General features: G+C 51.3%; 19 protein-coding genes and 1 pseudogene. 8 read left to right on the top strand and 12 right to left on the bottom strand.

Annotated features, from left to right (window positions below):
* Positions 1-7: 7 nt before the first annotated feature.
* From AEST_RS08180 to AEST_RS08165, 4 genes are all read right to left on the bottom strand, one after another.
* Positions 8-805, bottom strand: coding sequence for a hypothetical protein (locus AEST_RS08180; RefSeq protein WP_008608358.1), 798 nt, complete (start codon positions 803-805; stop codon positions 8-10).
* A gap of 117 nt (positions 806-922) precedes the next feature.
* The gene (locus AEST_RS08175) at positions 923-1537 is read right to left on the bottom strand and encodes a methylamine utilization protein (RefSeq protein ID WP_008608357.1); all 615 of its coding nucleotides are present in this window, start codon (positions 1535-1537) and stop codon (positions 923-925) included.
* Positions 1527-2372, bottom strand: coding sequence for a DUF4394 domain-containing protein (locus AEST_RS08170; protein WP_008608355.1), 846 nt, complete (start codon positions 2370-2372; stop codon positions 1527-1529). Before AEST_RS08170 ends, AEST_RS08175 begins: the two co-directional genes overlap by 11 nt.
* A 74-nt stretch (positions 2373-2446) precedes the next feature.
* A complete protein-coding gene (locus AEST_RS08165) occupies positions 2447-3157 on the bottom strand; it encodes a DUF445 domain-containing protein (protein ID WP_039925328.1) in 711 nt (236 codons plus the stop codon).
* Between the two features lie 162 nt (positions 3158-3319).
* On the opposite strand from AEST_RS08165, the gene AEST_RS08160 reads away from it, so the two are divergent.
* Together AEST_RS08160 and AEST_RS08155 are read left to right on the top strand one after the other, a co-directional pair.
* Entirely contained in the window at positions 3320-4171 is an 852-nt protein-coding gene (locus AEST_RS08160) for a MurR/RpiR family transcriptional regulator (protein ID WP_008608352.1), read from the top strand.
* Between the two features lie 77 nt (positions 4172-4248).
* Positions 4249-5703 carry a protein adenylyltransferase SelO gene (locus AEST_RS08155; protein WP_008608351.1) on the top strand — a complete coding sequence of 485 codons (1455 nt, stop codon included), beginning with the start codon at positions 4249-4251 and terminating at the stop codon, positions 5701-5703.
* Here AEST_RS08155 and AEST_RS08150 read toward each other — a convergent pair.
* Positions 5700-6623 (bottom strand): sodium-dependent bicarbonate transport family permease, encoded by a 924-nt coding sequence (locus tag AEST_RS08150; protein WP_008608350.1) that lies wholly within the window; start codon positions 6621-6623, stop codon positions 5700-5702. The genes AEST_RS08155 and AEST_RS08150 overlap by 4 nt on opposite strands.
* Positions 6624-6746: 123 nt before the next feature.
* Between AEST_RS08150 and AEST_RS08145 the strand changes: the two genes are divergently transcribed.
* Positions 6747-7706, top strand: coding sequence for a LysR family transcriptional regulator (locus tag AEST_RS08145; RefSeq protein ID WP_008949330.1), 960 nt, complete (start codon positions 6747-6749; stop codon positions 7704-7706).
* Here AEST_RS08145 and AEST_RS08140 read toward each other — a convergent pair.
* Positions 7615-9957 (bottom strand): putative bifunctional diguanylate cyclase/phosphodiesterase, encoded by a 2343-nt coding sequence (locus tag AEST_RS08140; RefSeq protein WP_008608349.1) that lies wholly within the window; start codon positions 9955-9957, stop codon positions 7615-7617. The genes AEST_RS08145 and AEST_RS08140 overlap by 92 nt on opposite strands.
* A 26-nt stretch (positions 9958-9983) precedes the next feature.
* The gene (locus AEST_RS08135; RefSeq protein ID WP_008608348.1) at positions 9984-11531 is read right to left on the bottom strand and encodes a methyl-accepting chemotaxis protein; all 1548 of its coding nucleotides are present in this window, start codon (positions 11529-11531) and stop codon (positions 9984-9986) included.
* Between the two features lie 226 nt (positions 11532-11757).
* Between AEST_RS08135 and sbcB the strand changes: the two genes are divergently transcribed.
* The 3 genes from sbcB (at position 11758) to AEST_RS08120 (ending at position 14164) form a co-directional block, all read left to right on the top strand.
* Positions 11758-13191: an exodeoxyribonuclease I gene (gene sbcB, locus AEST_RS08130; protein ID WP_008608347.1), complete on the top strand. Its 1434-nt coding sequence runs from the start codon at positions 11758-11760 to the stop codon at positions 13189-13191.
* Positions 13192-13300: 109 nt separating this feature from the next.
* Complete coding sequence (locus AEST_RS08125; protein ID WP_008608346.1) at positions 13301-13684, top strand: hypothetical protein; 384 nt, start codon at positions 13301-13303, stop codon at positions 13682-13684.
* A gap of 3 nt (positions 13685-13687) precedes the next feature.
* A complete protein-coding gene (locus tag AEST_RS08120) occupies positions 13688-14164 on the top strand; it encodes a DUF6644 family protein (protein ID WP_008608345.1) in 477 nt (158 codons plus the stop codon).
* Positions 14165-14188: 24 nt separating this feature from the next.
* Here AEST_RS08120 and AEST_RS08115 read toward each other — a convergent pair whose 3' ends face one another.
* Together AEST_RS08115 and AEST_RS08110 are read right to left on the bottom strand one after the other, a co-directional pair.
* A complete protein-coding gene (locus AEST_RS08115) occupies positions 14189-14737 on the bottom strand; it encodes a hypothetical protein (RefSeq protein WP_008608344.1) in 549 nt (182 codons plus the stop codon).
* A gap of 144 nt (positions 14738-14881) precedes the next feature.
* Positions 14882-16276, bottom strand: a complete 1395-nt coding sequence (locus AEST_RS08110) for a GGDEF domain-containing protein (RefSeq protein ID WP_008608343.1) — start codon at positions 16274-16276, stop codon at positions 14882-14884.
* A 40-nt stretch (positions 16277-16316) separates the two neighbouring features.
* On the opposite strand from AEST_RS08110, the pseudogene AEST_RS08105 reads away from it, so the two are divergent.
* Positions 16317-16817, top strand: a pseudogene (locus AEST_RS08105) (ISAs1 family transposase); the annotation flags it as partial.
* A gap of 220 nt (positions 16818-17037) precedes the next feature.
* On the opposite strand, the gene AEST_RS17605 reads toward AEST_RS08105, so the two are convergent.
* Entirely contained in the window at positions 17038-17688 is a 651-nt protein-coding gene (locus AEST_RS17605) for a PaaI family thioesterase (protein ID WP_238534576.1), read from the bottom strand.
* A 56-nt stretch (positions 17689-17744) separates the two neighbouring features.
* Between AEST_RS17605 and AEST_RS08095 the strand changes: the two genes are divergently transcribed.
* Positions 17745-18920: an IS4 family transposase gene (locus AEST_RS08095; protein WP_008608340.1), complete on the top strand. Its 1176-nt coding sequence runs from the start codon at positions 17745-17747 to the stop codon at positions 18918-18920.
* A 320-nt stretch (positions 18921-19240) separates the two neighbouring features.
* On the opposite strand, the gene AEST_RS08090 is transcribed toward AEST_RS08095, so the two are convergent.
* Positions 19241-19492 carry a hypothetical protein gene (locus AEST_RS08090; protein ID WP_008608339.1) on the bottom strand — a complete coding sequence of 84 codons (252 nt, stop codon included), beginning with the start codon at positions 19490-19492 and terminating at the stop codon, positions 19241-19243.
* Positions 19493-19502: 10 nt separating this feature from the next.
* Positions 19503-19718 (bottom strand): hypothetical protein, encoded by a 216-nt coding sequence (locus AEST_RS17025; RefSeq protein ID WP_008608338.1) that lies wholly within the window; start codon positions 19716-19718, stop codon positions 19503-19505.
* Between the last annotated feature and the right edge of the window lie 50 nt (positions 19719-19768).

Genomic DNA, 19768 nt, shown 5'->3' with positions numbered 1-19768 from the left:
ATCTCGCCTAAAACTTCGGTACCTGACCTTTTGATAGCCGTTTCTGTATCGCTTCTGCCGTTAACTGTTCAACCCATTGTTGTCGGCTGCGTTCTGTGTGCACTATCGCACCCAGATCCATTAGTTCGCCACTAAAGCTACTGATCGGATCGCCCGGGAAAAAGTAACTCAGGTAACTACCACAGTCAGTAAATTCTTTCGGGAATAATCCCTTACCAGTATTATTGCTGGCCCGGCTACTAAAGAACTGCTCCGCACTGACATTGACTAACACACTTTCACCAAAACCCGGCGCAATATTCACCTGCGGCTCATTCTTATAATCCCGGGCTTTCAGACAGGACATCTTGCCGCTCGCTTCCCATACCGGCTGATCTTTTTGATTACGATTAAATGCCGTTGGTTGACCATAACGTGCCGTAAGCGACTGCATAAATTGCGCTGACGCCGGCTGGTTGCTCAGGATCAATCCCTTGCGGGCCACGCCAATTACCCGTACCTCGCCCACCGGACCGGAGAAGAATACCTTTAACACGGCCCCCTGATTCCCTTGTAAGGCTTCTATCCGATCCAAAAACTCCGGGCTGGGTTGCAGATTGGCGCCATCGTTCAGGTCAAACACCGCAGCAACTTCTTCAATCTGTAGCTGGGGATCAAAGGTATTAATGGCTGCCTTGACTTCATCAACCGTCATACCAAGTTTTATACCGGCAATATCCAACTGCTCTGCCGGCACTGCCTGAACCACGCTGGAAAAATAGAACAGTAGGCTAATCGCTGATGTTCTGAGTATTTTATTTCTCATACTGGCTCTCCTTGATGCATATTGCTGATAATAACTACCAACCGAAGCGACATCAAAACGCCAGCTCTAGTATAGACGCGGAAAAGACCGCCGTATTACCGGCGGCATAAAATAGGTTTAAAATACCGGTGCCAGCTTCGGCAATTGCACCGTCGTTTGCTGTGGCTGCTGGCCGATTTCTATTGCCAGCTTTGGCACATCCTGCTCGTTTAATAAGTCTTTATGCCAAACCCGCAAGGTATAACTTCCGGCCGGTACCTGCTCCAGCCTGGATAATCCCTGCTGATCACTGCGGCTGTAATAAGGCGTATCCAGCGCCACCACCCAGGCAATCATTTCATCGTGAATATTGCAGCCAAGCACCGCGACGCCACTCTGATCGAATAGCACCGGCGAGGCAGGGGTGCCAACATAAAGCTTAATTTCAAACGGCTTGATGGCAGAAAACGAATACACATGATGTCGCACCGTATCTTCGTTGGGAAAATACACGGCGGTACCGCGCGGGATCACCAGCACATCCGGGATAAAGGTTTTATCCTTTTGCACAATACGGGCATCGTCGACAGGCTTTACCGCTGCACTGGCAGCAGCGGATTCTAAAAACACCACTGCCCCGGCAACCGGTTTGCCTTGCTCGTCAATCACCTGTACCTGCAACCCGGCGGCCAGGCTAACGCTGCTAAATAGCAGCGCCAGCGTCAGTAGTATGGTCAGTAGTTTAAGGTTCAATGGCGATACCCGTTATGCTGGTCGGTAACTCGCCAAGTAACAGTGTTTTACCACTGGCCAGATCCACCTGATACAAGCTACTTACCGCTGCGCCTTGTTTGCTGACTGCCAACAGGCCAATATTACGCAGATCGGAAATATCAAAGGCGACGTCGCTAAGTGCCGCTAAGCCCAGGCTACCTACTGTGAACAGGGTACCGGTGTTGGGTGAAACTGCCGGCTCCTGGCCTTCAATACTGCCCTGAGTCACCAGCGTGCCTTGTGCCAGATCGATAGCATAATTGGTGGTGAGTTTCTCATTTTGCTGATTATAGGTATAAGCGGCAGCAACTATCGCTGGTTGCTTATTGGCATTGACGTCGTCCGCGGCATAATGCAGCTTGGGATCAGTAAAGGCCAGCGCGCCGGTTTCCGGATGCAGGCGTAAATTTTGTCCCTGCACATTAACGACCCGGAGCCGATCTGCCGCCGGGTTAAAATCAAAACCATAAGCAGCCTCAGTCAGACTGCCGGCGGGTAATGCAGTACCAACTTTAGTCAGGCTGCCGTCTGTCGTATTGATCTGATAGAGCTGGCCCTGATTCGATAAACCAAACAACACGCCGTACGCCACCCGGTAATCAATACCAATTAACCGCTCTGCTGCAGAGAGTCCCTGCAAGGCACGTTGCTCGATAACTTGTTGTGGCGCCTTGGCCGCAACTTTAACCAGCTGCTGTTCAGCCGTTAATAACCACAGCTGTTCATTGCCTTTCAGTTCAGGCATTGCCTGCAAACAAAGAGGACTTAACAATAGCGCTGCTGCAATACTACAGGTCTTGGTTGTTACCGTCATGGTTGTACCTCGCTTTAAGAACGCCAACTGGCAGTTACACTACGGTACTGCCATTTCAGCGGTTCAGCAAGGGATTAGCGGCTAATCAGTCCTGCCAGCAGACCAAGCACACCACCAAAGACCCCGCCCCAAACCACCAGCCAGCCCAGATGCTCGCGGATCATCCGTTGAATAATCTGTTTCACCAGCTCTGGGGTCAGCTCAGCCAGCCGCTGTTCAACAATTTGCTCAATTTGTTGTCTGAGCTCGGCTAATTGCTCCGGGCTGTCCAATTGCGTCAACAGCAACTGGTTAAACTGCTCACTCTGACTAATCTCAATCAGTGCGCTCTGTAATTTTTCAGTAAAGGGCTGTTGTAAGGGTTTTAGCATCGCACTGCCGCCGAACATCGACAGCATACTGCCAAAAGAAGATTGCTCCACGGCACTGACCAGCGCATTAAAGGCCGGACTGAGATCGGTTTGCTTGATTACCGGTTCAAAATCAAAGGCCCGGCTGTGTTGTTGTTTTTTCTCCGCTAAAAAGCGGTCAATATTTTCACTGCTAAAAAACTCGGTCATCACCAACTGATAGATCCCCTGCCGGAATTCCACAAAGCGCGCCGGGATCACACCTGAGCCATACAGCAGAGGCACCCGCTCAAACAACATATGGATAGCCAGGGTATTGGTAATGGCGCCGGCCAAAGCAAACATACCGATACTCAGCAGCAGTGGCTGAGCAAGCAGCACGCCGCCCAGTACCAGCACCAAAGCCGCCCCATTTGTCAGTAGATTTTTATTCACCATGCACTCCGCTTCGCGTTGAAGATCCAGGCCGGCGATTTTATGCAGAAGTACCGCCTTTGGCAACGTTAGCCGGCACAGCATTTTGGCGTGGGCGTGCGGCTGGTCTTTCTGCCCGCAATACGCGTATACTCAAACCATAACAGCAGTTTGGAGCCAGGTATGGCCGTATTACAAAAAATTGTGCTTCTAAAAAGCCGCTTACGCAGCGCTGAACTGGCGATAGCGGACTATGTACTGGCGAACTCAGCACAAATTCGTCAATTATCATCACAGGAACTGGCACAGGCCGTTGGCGTTAGTCAGGCTACAGTGGTCCGCTTTACGCAAAAGCTGGGTTATAAGGGCTACCCGGATTTTAAGTTTGCAATTAACGACAGCCTGCACCAGCAAGCCAGCCCGAAAAGCATTAAATTGCATGGTGATATTGCGCTGAATGATAATTTTCAGGAAATGGCGCGCAAACTGCTGGCGGGTAAAATTGAAGTTCTGACCAATACCCTTAGTGCCAATGATCAGGCCAGTATGGAGCAAGGCTGTCAACTGCTGACCCAAGCCAGACGCATTATGCTAACCGGTAAAGGTGCCTCCTTTCTGGTGGCACAGGATTTTTGCCTGAAGCTACGCAAACTGGGGCTACAAGCCATCGCAGAAAGTGATAATCATATCCAACTGGCTGATTTAGCCCACTACAACAATAAAGATTTACTGGTGGTGATCAGTGAATCCGGTGAAACACCGGAGATGATCGTCGTCAGCCAGTATGCCAGTAGCCGTGGCATTCCGCTGCTGAGCCTGACCGGTTTTGCGCCTAATACCGTAGCGAAACTCTCAGTGCTGAATTTAAAAACCGTCGCCAATGAAAATGCCGCCCGGCTGTCGTCTATTTTGTCACGTAATGCTCAGGAGCTGGTCATTGACCTGCTGTTTATTATGCTGACGCAAAGCTCAGCACGCGGGCGCAAAATGGTCGAAGCCTCAAATCAGGCAGTAGCTGAATACCGTAAACGCTAAAGCATGCACGCGACCTAGCCAGAGCGGGAATATCTGAGTAAACTACTCAACTATTCTGTCACTGCCTTAGAGCCGTTATGTCATTATTTCAGGTTGAACATAGCTACCGAACCCTGCCTGCTGCCTGCTACGCTGATTGTGTGCCAACGCCGGTGCGCGCCCCGGCCTGGCTGGCATTTAATCAAACACTGGCCAGCGAACTAAAGTTGCCAGAACAGTATCAGCGCACAGCTGAGGGCTTAGCGCTGTTTAGCGGTAACAACCTACCCGATTGGACATTGCCGCTGGCTCAGGCCTATGCTGGCCACCAATTTGCTAACTATGTTCCCCGCTTAGGCGATGGCCGGGCGCTGCTACTGGCAGAGCTGCGGGCCAAGGATGGTAAGCTTTACGATCTGCAACTAAAAGGCGCTGGCCGTACCCCGTTTTCACGCAGTGGCGATGGCCGCGCCCCACTGGGTCCGGTATTACGGGAATATCTGGTTAGCGAAGCCATGTATGGCTTAGGCGTACCCACCACCCGGGCGTTAGCAGCCGTGAGCAGCGGTGAGTTAGTGTTCCGTGATGAAACACTACCGGGCGCTATCTTAACCCGGGTTGCCAGTAGTCATATCCGGATCGGTACAATGCAGTATGCTGCCAGCCAGCCTGATCCGGCTGCGCTGCCCGCGCTGGCAGACTATGTCATAAACCGTCACTATCCGCAGCTGTGGCAACAGGATAATCCGTATCTGGCACTGTTACAGCAGGTAGCGGAGCGCCAGGCGCAGTTGGTCGCGCACTGGATGAGCCTGGGTTTTATCCACGGTGTCATGAATACCGATAATATGAGCCTGAGCGGCGAAACGATAGACTATGGTCCCTGCGCCTTTATGGAAGCCTATCAACCGCGGCAGGTTTACAGTTATATCGATCAACAGGGTCGCTATGCCTATCAGAATCAGCCAGCCGTTGCGCAGTGGAACCTGGCCCGGCTGGCCGAAGCCCTGCTGTCCCTGATTGACCCGGATCAAGAGCAGGCGATTGCGCTGGCAATGTCGGTGTTGAACGCCTTTCCACAGTATTATCAAACTGCATACCGGCAGCGCTTTCGGGCCAAGTTGGGATTAACGGCACCGAAACAGGAGGAGGCGGACGATCAGCTGATCGCCGATTTTCTTGCGTTACTGAGCGCTGGCCAGGCTGATTTTAGCCAGAGTTTTTTCGCGCTGCGCCAAGGCGACAGTGCCTATTTAACACAGCAACTGGACAAACAACAGTACAGTGCCTGGCAGCGGCAATGGCAGCAGCGCCTGAGCCAGCAGACTGCCGATACGCAGGCTATTATGGCAACCGCCAACCCTTATCTGATCCCACGCAATCACCTGATCCAACAGGTGATAGACCAGGTCAGCCAGGATGGTGATTTAGCTTTATTCCAACAGTTGCAGCAGCTATGGCAACAACCCTATCAGCCATCAGCAACAGGTGAGCCATACAGCCTGGCAGCACGCCCGGAACAGCGCGTCTGCCAGACTTTTTGTGGTACCTAAAGGATCCAGCTTTGGTAAAGTGGAATACCGATTAAGATATTAAATGGGAAGGTGATCCCGAGCGCCGCCAGCATCGACAGGCCGATATCGGCCTGTGGAATGGCGGCCCGGATCGCCGCGGGTGCCGCGATATAAGAAGCACTGGCCATTAGCGTCGCAAACACCAGGGCACTACCCGCTGGCATGCCCAGGATGCCGGCAACCAGCAGTCCGACACTGGCCAGTACCAACGGCGTAACCAGTGCGAAAATCATCAGCCGCCAATGCTTCCACGGCAACGGATTACAGACCCGGGCCGTGCACAGGCCCATTTCCAATAAAAACAGCGCCAGCATGGTTTTAAAACCACCCAGCAATACCGGGGTAATTTCCGATAAGCCCTCATTACCATAAAAAGCCCCAATCAACATGCCGCCCAATAACAGCAGCACACCGCGGCTGGTCAGGGCTTCATGTAAAATTGCCAGACCATTGGCCTTGGTGCCATTAATAAAGCGGTACAGCCAGAGCATTACCACGATAGCCGGCAATTCCAGCAGCACCAGGTAAAGTGTGGTCTGGGCGGATAATTCCAGATTATTCGCCATCGCAACCGCCAGCACCACCGCAAAGGTACCCGCGCTGACAGAGCCATAGTGCGCGGCAATACTGGCAGCGTTGGCACTATCCAGCTTAATCAGGCGTCTTAACAGCGGATACAGCAGCAGTGGGATCAGGGCACCACAAAATACGATTAGCGCCAGCTCCGGCAGCAGCGGCAACAAGGGTTCGCCATGCAATGCCATACCGCCTTTCAGGCCAATTACCAACATCAGTAAAATTGACAGGATTTCATAAATCGACACCGGCACTTTGAGATCGGATTTCACCAGGCCGGCAATTAAACCCAAGGCAAAAAACGCTATAACCACATCTGGCATTAAGTTCTCCCCGTTCTAGAGCATCATGTAGTTTTAGTTTGTGTAAATATCGGCGGCGATCTTGCCTGCAACCTACCCTTTATGCTAATTAATAATCTAACAAATCACTATTGATAATTATCTATGGACGCCCGTCATCTTAGTTTCCGGCTATTACAGGTTTTCCGCCAGGTTGCCGAAAGTGGCAATATTACCGCCGCTTCCCGTTTACTGCACCTGACGCAACCCACGGTATCATTACAACTTAAAAAACTGAGTGAAATCATTGGCGAGCCGCTGTTTGATTATCAGCAACAACGCTTACAACTGACCGCCAGTGGTGAACTGCTGTATCAGGCGGTGCTGGATATTGATGAACGGCTATCAGAATTTAATCAGCAGCTACATCAACAGCGCCGTGGCGATGCCGGCACCATTTCGCTGGCGGTAGTCAATACCGCCCAATATCTGTTGCCACAACTGCTGGCTGATTTTAGCCGTGACTATCCGAGGGTGGTGATCAACCTGCAGATCGGCAACCGGGCCCATATTTTAAACCGCTTTGCCCAGCAACAGGATCACCTGTATTTATTTAGTCACCCACCCGGCGGGGAAAATGTTAAAGCCAAGGCCGTAGTCGCCAACCCGCTGTATCTGGTGGCCCCGCCCGGGCACTGGGCCAGCCGGCAAAGCGGCTTAAGTTTTGGTATGCTGCAGGAGGAACGCTTTATTCTGCGCGAACCCGGCTCTGCCACCCGCATGACCTTTGATAGCTGGCTCAGTAGCCAGGCCACTGAAATCAAATATAGTATGCAAATGGAGTCAAATGAAGCGATCCGGCTTAGTGTGATGGCTGGTCTGGGCGTAGCCTTGTTATCTGCCCATACCTTGCAGGGACAGCAACATCTGCTGTCTGTACTGGAGGTAAGCGGTTTTCCGCTGCTAAGTCACTGGTATCTGGTACGGCACAGTAATAAACGCTTGCCGCAGGCCGCCGTCAAACTCGGCAGCTTTATTGAGCAGCAGTTGGCGCTGTGGCAGGATCCACTGCAGGCGGAAAGAAACGCTCGCCCTGGGTCGCAAAATCCTGCAACCACTGGCTAAAATCTTTGGCGGATAACGGTTTGGCGAAGTAATACCCCTGCACCTGCTGACAGCCGGCATCCAGTACCCGGCTTAAACCGGCATGATTCTCCAGCCCTTCTGCCGTAACGGTCAGCCCCAGTCCTCCCGCCAGCTGCGCTGTCGCCTGCACAATCAACGCATCCTGTTGGTTGTGTTCGATATCTTTGATAAAGGCGCGATCGATTTTCACTTCATGTACCGGCAAATTCTTCAGATAAGCCAGTGATGACTGCCCGGTCCCAAAATCATCAATCGCCAGCTTGATCCCGGCCTGCTTTAATACTTTCAGATTAGCGATAGCCCGGCTGGCATCCTGCATCACCGCACTTTCGGTCACTTCCAGTGTTAAGGCACTCACTGGCACAGCGGCTTCAGCCAGTGCGGCCAAAATACGCGCCGGCAAAGCATCATCCAGCAGATCGGCCGCCGATAAATTTACTGCCACTGCCACTTGCGGGTGCAGCTGTTGCCAGCTGGCGAGTTGCCGGATCACCTGCTGTAACATCCAGTTCGAGATCAGGCTAATATTGCCGGTTCGCTCGGCCAGGGTAATAAACTCCATGGGTGAGACAAAACCCAGTGTAGGGTGTTGCCAGCGGATCAACGCCTCTGCCGCCCGACAGCGGCGGGCAACGATATCGACCTTCGGCTGGAATACCACAGAAAACTGACCACTGTCTAACGCCTGTGGCATATCGCGGATCAAGGTCAGCTCCCGCTGATGGCTTTCATCCTGCCCGGTGCGATACCAGGCTTGCGGCAGATTGTCCGCTTTGGCGTTAGCCAGGGCAATTTCCAGCCGCCGCAATATCGCATTGACATCCTGCGCCAGCGCCGTGGTGGCATAGACACCGGCCACCAACTGTAGATTAATCGCCGAACCGGCCAAATCGAAGGGTTGCGCCAGATTAACCAGCAAACTATTGATCTGCTCCTCTTCCAGCGTGGAGGGGATCACCAGTAAAAACTCATCAGCCCCCAGCCGGGCACAAAAATTAATTGTGGTTTCATTGTTAAGCCGCAGCGCTAGCTGTTGCAATAACAAATCGCCACTGTGATAGCCCAGACTATCGTTTACGTAACGAAACTTTGCGATATTTAATAGCAATAAGGTCGACGCCTGCTGCTGCAGCCTGGCTGCCAGGTGCTTCTCGACCGCCAGCCGGTTTGCTAACCCGGTTAACGGGTCGCGCTCCACCTGCTCCAGTAGTTGCCGCTCACGCTGCTGAATTGCCGCACGCATCTGGGTAAGGGTATTTGCCAGCAAGCCCACTTCAGCTAGGGCTACCGCCGGCGGCTGTACTTCCTGACCACGCCCGATCGCCTTGGCGTAGCGCACCAGTTTATCCAATGGTCGGGTGACACTACGGGTATATACAAAGGCCACCACCAGCGCCAGCGCCAGGCCCAGACTAAAGATCTGTAGCAGCTGATTACGCAGTGCCTGATAATTCGCCAGCCACTGCGCATTTGGCAGGTGCAATACGCCCCACAACTGCTGGGTTTCACTAAGCGCAAATAGCTGACTGATATGCTGGGGTAACAACTCCGGCAATACGCGTTCATCAAGCATGATATGTTGCAGCTGCTCGGCCAGCTGCTGTTTGGCCGCTGCCGAAAGCGTGGAACTTAGCACCAAACGTTCGCCGCTGAGCCTGATAAAACTCACCTGCAGCCCGGTTAAATCGGCGATTTGGCTGGCAAGTTGCTGATCGACACTAAAGCCCATACCAACCCAGGCAATAATATGCGGCGCCCGTACCGGCACCAGCACTAACTGATAGGCACGCTCTCCCACGCTAAGTACGCTGGCCTGCGAACCTTGCTGAGCACGGGCTTGTTCAAATAAACCGGGTAATACGGCGTTATCCTGCACCGCAGCGGTACTGGCCAGCATCCGGCCATCCGGGGTAAATAAAAACGCCAGATCGGCGTTAATCCGGGCGCCATGATTGTCTAAAACACTGCTGATGGTTTCCGCTTCGGCGGTGGCCACGGCCTGACGAAAGCCAAAGTCGGCCGCCAGCAGGCGGACGCTGTCAGTTAACTGATCACTGCGCACTTGCAGCGTTTGGCCAGCGGCGTTACTGGCAACCTTGAGCAGCTGTCGTGCTTGCTGCTCACTGTCGTTACGCATAGTATTTAGGGTGGCATAACCGGTAAATACAGCCAGCAACAGCAATAAACCGACCAGCAATAAGGTTAACTGACTACGTAACGACCTTAACATCGAGCCCCCGGGCCTGCGATTTGCGTTTAGCGTTTAAACCGATGAACCAAATCGGCCAGATTATCCGACACTTTTTTCAGCTGGCTCAGCGTATGGGCCGCTTCCGTCGCTGCCTGAGTGCTATGTCCCGCCAACGTGGAAATGCTGACAACCTGACGGTTGATATCGTCTGCCACATGGGCCTGCTGCTCTACCGCAGCTGCCATCTGGGTTGACATATGGGCAATTTCATTCACTGCGCCATTGATACCACTTAACATCTCACCACTTTCCAGCACTTTTTGTAAACCATTTTCGGCATCCTGGGCCCCTAACTGCGCCACATGTACCGCGTTATTCGCCCGTGCCGTCAACTCCGCGACGATAGCATAAATTTCTTTGGTCGATTGCTGGGTACGCTGCGCCAGATTACGCACCTCCTCTGCCACCACCGCAAAGCCCCGCCCCTGTTCGCCGGCGCGAGCCGCTTCTATCGCTGCATTTAACGCCAGTAAATTGGTTTGATCGGCAATTTGCTCAATAAACTGTGCTGCCTTGGCAATCTTATCGGTTTGATCAGACACCTCAGTCACCGACTGGCCGATACTGCTGACCGTATCGCGTAATTTCTCAATCGAATAGCGGGTGGTACCGGCAATTTCATTGCCCCGTGCCGCTAATTTGTTGGCTTTATCGGCCTGGGCTGCAGTATCAGTAACATGGTGCGCCACTTCGGCGATAGTCGTCGTCATTTGATTCATCGCCGTGGCCACCTGCATGGTTTCGGCCTGCTGGCGATCAATCTCCTGGTTGGCTTCCTGCGTCAGTTGTAAGCCGCGCAGTGAGTCCTTAGCTACGCTACTGGCCGCATTTTCAATCCGGGTTAGCATGGCACGCAAATGCGAGCGTTCGCTAAGTACATTCACTTTTAACTTGCCTACCGCATTACGATCATCGGTATAACTTAGCACCGCCAAGCGATCACCAAAGGCACCGGGTAATAAGGCATCCAGCTCACTAAAGAGTTTGGCCTGCTGCCATTTTTGTAACAGCGCCCAGGTCAGTGTCGCAGCAGCAAGCACCCACGCCAGCGCCATTAAACCGCCTTGCCACAGCGCTAAGCTAGCGACCAGCAGCGTCAATAAACCGAGCCCCGCCTCCACCGACCAGCGCTTTGCAGCAGCTTTGCCCTGATTGATGTGTTGATACAGTTGTTCAGCGCGGGTGACATCCTGCTCTTTCGGCGCACAACGCACCGACTCATAACCCACGATCTGGCCTTTTTCGAAAATCGGCATCACATAGGCATCCACCCAGTAATAATCACCGTTTTTACAGCGGTTCTTCACCAGGCCCATCCAGTTTTTACCCTGCTTCAGGTAACGCCACATGGTTTCATAGGCTGCCGCAGGCATATCCGGATGCCGTACCAGATTATGCGGCTGTCCCAGCAGCTCCTCTTTGCTGTAGCCACTTACCGCGACAAAAGCCTCATTACAGTCAACAATAATACCGCGGGTATCGGTAACCGAGATTAACCGCTCCTCAGGGCCAAATGTACGGCGTTGATTGGTAACAGGCAGGTTTTTACGCATGGTGTAAGCTCTTTAAATAATTAGAAAAACACATCAAACATTGTAGCGCAATTTACCACCTTGGAGGTAGAAAAGCGTGTAGCAGCGCTTTTTATCCGATTAAGTGAGCTGCGGCTTACCATGCTGAGGACTCCCGCCTGACTGTACCTGCAGGCCGGCGATCGGTTATTATGCCGCTATATGCTCTAATGTTAGTAAGCTGCTGAAATTCCGGACAGGAACCGCCATGAGCCAAGCGCCAAGCTTTTATTTCTATGACTTTGAGACCTGGGGCGCCGATCCGAAAAAAGATCGCCCGGCCCAATTTGCCGGTATCCGTACCGACCATGAACTGAATATTATTGGCGAGCCCGAGATGTGGTATTGCCAGCTCGCCAACGACTACCTGCCCCATCCGGCAGCCGCCCTGATCACCGGTTTAACCCCGCAGCTCTGTAATAAAAAAGGCTTAGTTGAAACCGAGTTTATGCAGCGGATCCTAAACGCCTTTAGTACTCCCAATACCTGCGTGCTGGGGTATAACAGCCTGCGCTTTGACGATGAGGTCACCCGCTACGGCCTGTATCGTAACTTTTATGATGTGTACGGCCGCGAATGGCAGCAGGGCAACAGTCGCTGGGATCTGATTGATTTGGTGCGCACCTGCTACGCGCTGCGCCCCGAGGGTATTAACTGGCCGCTACGTGATGATGGCAGCCCCAGTTTTAAGCTGGAGCTGCTAACCAAAGCCAATAATTTAGAACATAGCGCCGCCCATGATGCGCTGTCTGATGTGTATGCCACCATCGCTATAGCCAAACTGATTAAACAGCAACAACCTAAACTGTTTCACTATCTGTTTGAACTGCGTAAAAAGCAAAAAGTCGCCGAGCTGATTGACGTTGCAGGCTTAACACCCTTGGTGCATATTTCTTCAAAGTTCCCGGCGATTCAGGGCTGTGCCAGCTGGATAGTGCCGCTGGCCTACCACCCAAGCAATAAGAACGCGGTTATCTGCTATAACCTGCAGCTCGACCCCAGAGCGCTGCTGGATGATGATTTGGCTACACTGCAACAAAAACTCTACCGTAAGAGCAGTGAACTGGCCGAAGGCGAACAGCGACTGGGGTTAAAACTGATCCATCTGAATAAATGCCCGGTGCTGGCCAATGCGAAAACCCTGAGTGCCGAACGCGCAACCGAGCTTGGCATTGACCGCAACCAATGCCTGCACCATCTGGAATGGCTGCGCCAAAATCGCCAGTTACAACAAAAAGTGGTCGAGCTGTATCAACAAGCCGGCGACTACGGCGCTGAAACCAACCCCGATTATCAGCTGTACAACGGCTTTATCAGCGACGCCGATAAACAAAAAATGCAACAGCTGCACCAGCTGGATCCGGCCAGCCTAACCGCCGATAGCCTGATCTTTAGCGAAGAGCGGCTAAACCGCTTATATTTTTTATACCGGGCACGTAATTACCCGCTCAGTCTTACCGATAGCGAGCTGCAAAAATGGCAACGTTACCGCACTGACAAGCTGATGCACGGCCTGGATAATCCCAACCTGACTCTGGAACAGTTTAGCCTGGCACTGGAAAATCTGGCGCATGAGCACAGCGCCGATGAGCAGAAAATGGCGATTTTAAAAGCCTTGTATCGCTACGCAGAAGCACTGTAACAAATCCCATCTGATTGTCGGGTGGTCGCAAAAGCGGCTTTTTTGTGCGCCATAGTGCCTGTTGCTTCGTATACTAAGGTGAGAACAAAGCAAAGGAGACGAGGTAAAGATGCGTACCACCCTTACTAAAGTCAGCCAGTTAAGTTTAATCGCTGCCGCACTCTGGGCTGCAAGCGCCGCAGCCCACCACGGCTGGAACTGGACCGAACAGCAGCAAACCGAGATGAGCGGGGAAATTACCGAAATCTATATTGGCCCGCCGCATCCGCGTTTAATGATCAACACCCCGGATGGTGCCTGGCAGGTCGACCTGGGTAATCCACGGCAAACCCGGGATGCCGGTTTTGTCGAAGGCGAAGCCGCAGTCGGTGATACCGTGCTGGTGCGTGGCCATCGCTCGGCAAAAACGGATGAGCGGATTATCAAAGCAGTTCGCGCCACCATTAATGGGAAGGTGTATACCTTTTATCCGCAGCTGCTGCGCGAAGACTAAGCCTTGCTGGCAAACAGCCTGACCAGCCTGTCCGAACTGGCGCTCATTAACCTTATCCGCCAGTCGGCACTGGCGTATCCGGCACTAAGCGCGCTGCATATTCTGGGCATCGCCCTGCTGCTTGGTAATATTCTGCTGTTGGATCTGCGGCTACTCGGAGTGCTACGCCAAAGCGCGTTATCAGCGTTATTAAAGCTGTTTAGCCAGCTGGCGGGCATCGGTTTGCTACTGGCTATCGGTAGTGGCGTGCTGTTATTTAGCGTGCAACCCCTGCAATATCTGAGTAATCAGGCTTTTTTGCTGAAAATGCTGTTACTGGCCCTGGCACTGCTTAACCTACTAATAGTGCACCTGAGCCGGGCCTGGCAGCAGGCCTGCAGTGGCGGGCCAGTCAGTAACAGTCTTAAGCTCACCGCCGCCAGTTCGCTACTGCTCTGGCTAACCATACTTTTCGCCGGGCGCTGGATTGCTTTTGTTTGAACAGCAAGTACTTAAAATCCTAGCCTATAACACATCACGATACTTTTCATTTGCCTGATATGCTTCCACTTCCAGGGGGGCGTTGTCATAGCCATAGGTCGCCAGATCGCTAAAATGCTGTGTGATAACTTGCTGCAAACTGGAACGTTCAATTTGCAAAACATGCACCAGCTCATGGGCCAGACGTGGCGTAGTAAGCGGGTAGTCTTCGCGGACATAAATGGAGTAGCCAAATACCTGAGCATTATTGACGATACCCTCGCCGATAAAGCCCACGGCTTCACCCACTGTTTTTAACAGCAGGTTATCGTACGGAAAAGGGACTTGATCAACAAAGACCAGCCTCACCTGTTGCGGGTTCTTGATACCAATTTCCCGGGCGAGTGCCAACTGTATGTCATCCAACGGCTGTCCAGTTTGCAGGCCCAACAGTTCAGTCTCAGTGGCCCATTCAATATACTGCGGCAGTATCAGTGCCGAAATCAGCTTTTGATGGAAAAATACGATACCACTCCCCATGGCGAGCACAAAACCCAACACCAATATCCATTTTTTTACTGCGCTACCTTGCATATCCGCTCCTGAAAAGAGGCAACCTTTACTATTTTGGGGTAATCACAACGACATTCCCCACGACGGGAAAATAATACGGTGTGCGCGGCCAAAGCAATCAGTGTTATGGCCAACTGCCAGTATGACAAGACTGTGATAACACTTTCAATTTAAAACTGCGTAGTCCTTCGCAAAATAACTCCGATTCCGCCCGGCTTCCTTAGCTTGGTACAGCGCCTGATCTGCCAGAGTCAGCAATTCAGCAAGCTGCTCGGTATCGTGCTGTAATCCCACAACACCCGCGCTAAAATGCAATGGATAATCCGGCGCCAGCTTCAACCGTTCGGCAGCCGCGGCACTGCGCAACCGCTCCAGGATGGTATTCGCCTCATCACGGTCTACTCCCTGTAATACCAGCAAAAACTCCTCGCCTCCCCAACGGCCGAATACATCCCCCGGGCGCAGCACTTTATCCGCCACCTTGGCAAAACGCTTCAGCGCCTCATCACCAGCATCATGACCATAACGATCGTTGCAGGTTTTAAAGCGATCCAAATCCAGTAGTGCGATAAATAGCGGCTGTTGCCGGGCTTTAGCATGAGCGAAGGCCTCCTGTGCCCGCGCCTCGCTAGAGCGGCGGTTTGCCAAGCCGGTTAACGGATCGGTAAAGGCCATCCGCCGGTAAAAACGCCGGTGTCGCAGCAGCAGCATCACGATAACGCTAAGCAGCAGCGTCACTATGACACCACTGACCAAGAGTAAGCGGTGGCGGCGATCCTTTTCTGCCGCTTCCTGGGTTTTGCGCTCCAGACTTTGTACCAACTGTTCTACACGAAACCGCGCCTGTATGAGCCTGTTATTGCGTGCCCAGCTGTTATCGCCAAACTCCAACAGTTCGTTCAAGGCGACATTAAGATCTGACACCGCAGCTTCGTAATGACCCAAAGCGGCATAAGTTTGCCCTCTGATAAAGTAATACCTGTAGCCATGATAACCGACGTCCCATTCTGGCCAGTCTTTAGCTAACGATTCAAGTATCAACATGGCTTGCCCCGGCTCTTTATTCGCCAGCAGCGCCGCCGCATAATTCACGTTAGTGCTGTACTCGGTGATATGCCAAATGCCCTTTAGTTTAGGTAAGCTGGCGCGGCAGCTTTGCAGAGCCTCTGCAACCCGTCCCTGCTGCTCCAGCACACCACAAAGCCCGGCTTCGGCATAGGCCACACCAAAAGGATTGTCGGCCCGTTGTGCCGCTTCGGCAGAGCGGCGAAAGAGCTGTTCGGCGTTTTTCAGCGATTGGCTATCCCGTTGCCTCCACCAGGAAAACGCACTCATATATAACTCATTGGCAACCATATCGTGCATTTGCTGAGCCTCGAAGTAACGCAGCGCCTCTTCGCTCAGCGCCCGACCGTAGTCACCATCTGTTCTCAGGGCAATCTGCCCCAGCACTGATGCTGCTTCGGCACGCATCCAGGCCAGCGACTCATTATCAGCGCTCCGGTAAGCATTTGAAGCCAATTCAAAGGTTTCGCCATTAAGTGCTTCGATGTCGGCCATAACGGAGGCAAGACGAATCTTCAGACAAAGCGAAGCGTTATTTGCCGGGCAACGAAGTCGCCCTCTTGATGGGATTGTCATAGAAAAGAACCGAGGCCGAATAGAAGCAAGAAGTTACCATGTAAAAGACGCCAGCGAACTGAAGGGAAACTTTAGTAAATGGGTTGGTCTGCAAACCGTTGGAATGAATCTAAGTTACCGGGAAGTAAAAGGAAAAAAATCGGAACTCACTTATCGTTACTACATCAGTTCAGCCAAGCTGAACGAAGTACAGTTAGCCGAGGCGGTTAGAGCTCATTGGGCCGTTGAAAATAGCCTACATTGGGTGCTGGATGTCAGCATGAAAGAAGATGCTTGCCAGATTTATCAGAATCACGCGGCGGAAAACTGGTCAATACTACGGCAATGGTCTTTAAATATGCTAAGAGCAGAGCCATCGAAAGGCAGCATCCCCGCAAAACAAAAACGTGCCTGGATGAAAACGGATTATTTGGAAGATGTCTTAAAAGCTGGTTTCAGCAGCAGAGTGTTTGAAAATTAAACACTCATGCGGGAGCCCTGCCCAGCGAACTAACAACACCACATAAAATAAGTACTACATCACTATTTCTTATACCAACAAAAATAGCGACCAATCCAATAATTAGAAAAAACAGATTTCCAAACATGTCGCAAACCTCCCTAGAAAACATAACGCTCAAAGCAGCGGAAAACAAAAGTGTAGCAGAGCGGAGCTTTTGGTTTTCCGCTGCCTTTACTTGTTAGCTTTTTGATACCGGTACCGAATAAGTAGCAACAACGTGCGCCACCGGTTCAGCAAGACCTTCCGAATATAAAAATACCTCTCCGACCACAAGGCTCTTTCCTATCTTTAATAATGAGCAACGCCCGATAATATCCCGATCGGAAGACGGCTTACGCAGGAAATTAATGTTGAGACTGGTCGTTACAGCAAGCGGCACCAAACCTATTTCACCCAGGATAGCTACGTAGAGTGCCACATCGGCAACTGCCATCAATACGGGACCGGAGACCGTACCGCCAGGACGGAGTTCTTCAAAACCGATACGATGCCTAACCGTAGCGCCACGCGAACCGATCTCCTCGACCGTACACTTTGTTTGAGGAAACTCCGTTTTTAAGAACTCTGTAATTTCTTCTTTGGAAACCATGTTTGGACTCCGGCGAAAGCTAACGCCAAGCACAACGGCAGTTTGTAAGGCGCGCGTTGTGGAATACTTTTGCGAAGCAAAACCACATAAGCGCGACTTACAAACTGTCCAGCCACGCAGTGGCGTGTTGCTGCGCCTTGTTATGGCAGCGATGGTTTGAGCTTTTAGAAACTGCGTTTCTGCTGAGGTATCCCCAGAAATTTTGTAGCTAAAATAAAATGTTAGGCGATTAGGGAACATTCATGGCGGTTCCCTATCTGATCTTTCGCCAAAAAAATTCAAATTGAAGTAACGCCATGAATGTTAAAACCATGCTCGCCGATTTCCTCGGATTTGTCACCCCCCAAACCATGCATAAAGCGCGATTTTCTGTCCTGTTAGACGCGGTTACTGCGCTTGCTAAAGACGCGCGTTGTACTGTGACCGCCATTGGGCGTGCTATGCCAGGCTCTTCTGACAAAGTCAGTATCAAGCGCGCGGATAGATTACTGAGCAATACCAATTTACAACGGGAACTGCCTCTTATCTATGCTGCCATGACTCGGTCTATCGTGAGCAGTAAATCTCAGCCACTCATTTTGGTTGACTGGAGCAACGCCGATACCGCGAAACGGCACTTTATACTGCGAGCCAGTATGGCAACTGATGGCAGAGCATTGACGCTATTACAAAAAGTGGCGGTGGCAGAAGATTATACTTGCCCACATTTACACCGAGCCTTTTTAAAACAACTCAAGGCCATGTTACCCAAAGACTGCAAGCCCGTTATCGTCACCGATGCTGGCTTCAAAGTGCCCTGGCTTAAACAGGTACACAAATTAGGCTGGCATTATGTCGCCAGAGTCCGAGGTAACGTGAAGCTTAAACTGGCAGAGCAATCTGAACTTATGACCGTCAATGCGTTTTATAAAAAAGCTCGCGCTACCCCCAAAGACTTAGGCGAAATCGTGCTGACTCAGTCGCAGCAGTATGAAACCCGCGCCATTCTGGTCGGTAAAGGTTATAAGCTATTGAAGCGAGACAAAAATAAGTCTTACAAAGAGCCCTGGTTATTGGTGTCATCGCTACCTGAGTGCCATGACTATGCGAGTAAAATCGCCAAATGCTACAGTAGCCGAATGCAAATTGAAGAAAGCTTTCGAGACCCAAAAAGCCCACGTTATGGTTTAGGAAGCGACTTGCACGGTACCAAATCCAAATCTCGTTTGGATATATTACTGCTATTGGCGGCACTGGCAAATTGGTTCCACTACCTGATGGGGGCCGCAGGTGAAATAGCGGGTGTGCATTTACGATATCAGGCCAACACGATAAAAAACCGACGGGTACTTGCTCTAAACTTCCTCGGAATATTGCTATGTAATGAATCGAAGCTCCCTATCCGCAGACACGATTATCAGCAAGGGCTAAAGCAAATCTTGCACTGGGTAGCTCAATGGGACTGGGCGCAAATAAAATTGGCAAAGAACTGATACTATGGGGTGCAAATTTGTGGGGATCCCTCAGGCGTTTCTGCGAAAAGCTAACCGAAGCTACCGATTAAAAATACAACTGCGATTATTCACCGCAAACTAACTTAGTGGCAACCCATAATGCGAAGTGCGTTTTGTGCTGAATTTCTATTAGCACCGGAACGACACAGCGCCCTTTGAAAATCACGATAAAGCTTAAAAGTATTTGCTTGGCAGAGAATTTCTACGATGCACGTTCAAAAACAATTCGCACGCTATAACGCTTTACTCACCGGAAAATGACGAGCGCCAGCGAGTTATTTTTCCGGTGCAGTAATTTGTTAGGCTTTTCTTGACTTTATTTCTTCAGGATCAAAGCCTCGCTTCTTCAAGATGCCATAAGCAATAGCTTTTTCTTTCTGTGACTTACCGAAAAAGCCATCGCTATGCACCACTCGCAAAAGTTCATCGTCGCTCATGTCTTCATATTTCTGCTTTATTTCACGAATTTCATTAGCTGAAGCTTCAATTTGATTAGCTACAGTAGTGCCGACATTCTTTGCAACTTCAAAAGCCTTATCCCAAAATCCCATTTTTAGTTCCTTATTTCCAAGTTTTACCAGCGTGTTCTTTAGCTTTAGCTTCATTCTCTTTTTGCATTTTGTACTGCGTTTGAGCTTGAGCCATATACTGATTATATTTTTCTTTGTCTCCTCGCTCTTTTGCCTCCATTGCTTGCGCATAGAGTCGGTCACCATTTTTTTTGCAGTTCTCAGCCCTTTGTTTAAACATATCTGATTGATTTTCGTAATGAGCCATTGGTGTTCTCCATTGATGGTAATTGATTGCCTAACGCCCAAATTTAGCGT

The sequence above is a fragment of the Alishewanella aestuarii B11 genome (assembly GCF_000280055.1).
Taxonomy (GTDB): Bacteria; Pseudomonadota; Gammaproteobacteria; order Enterobacterales; family Alteromonadaceae; genus Alishewanella; species Alishewanella aestuarii.
This window is presented reverse-complemented; position numbering and strand designations above follow the sequence as displayed.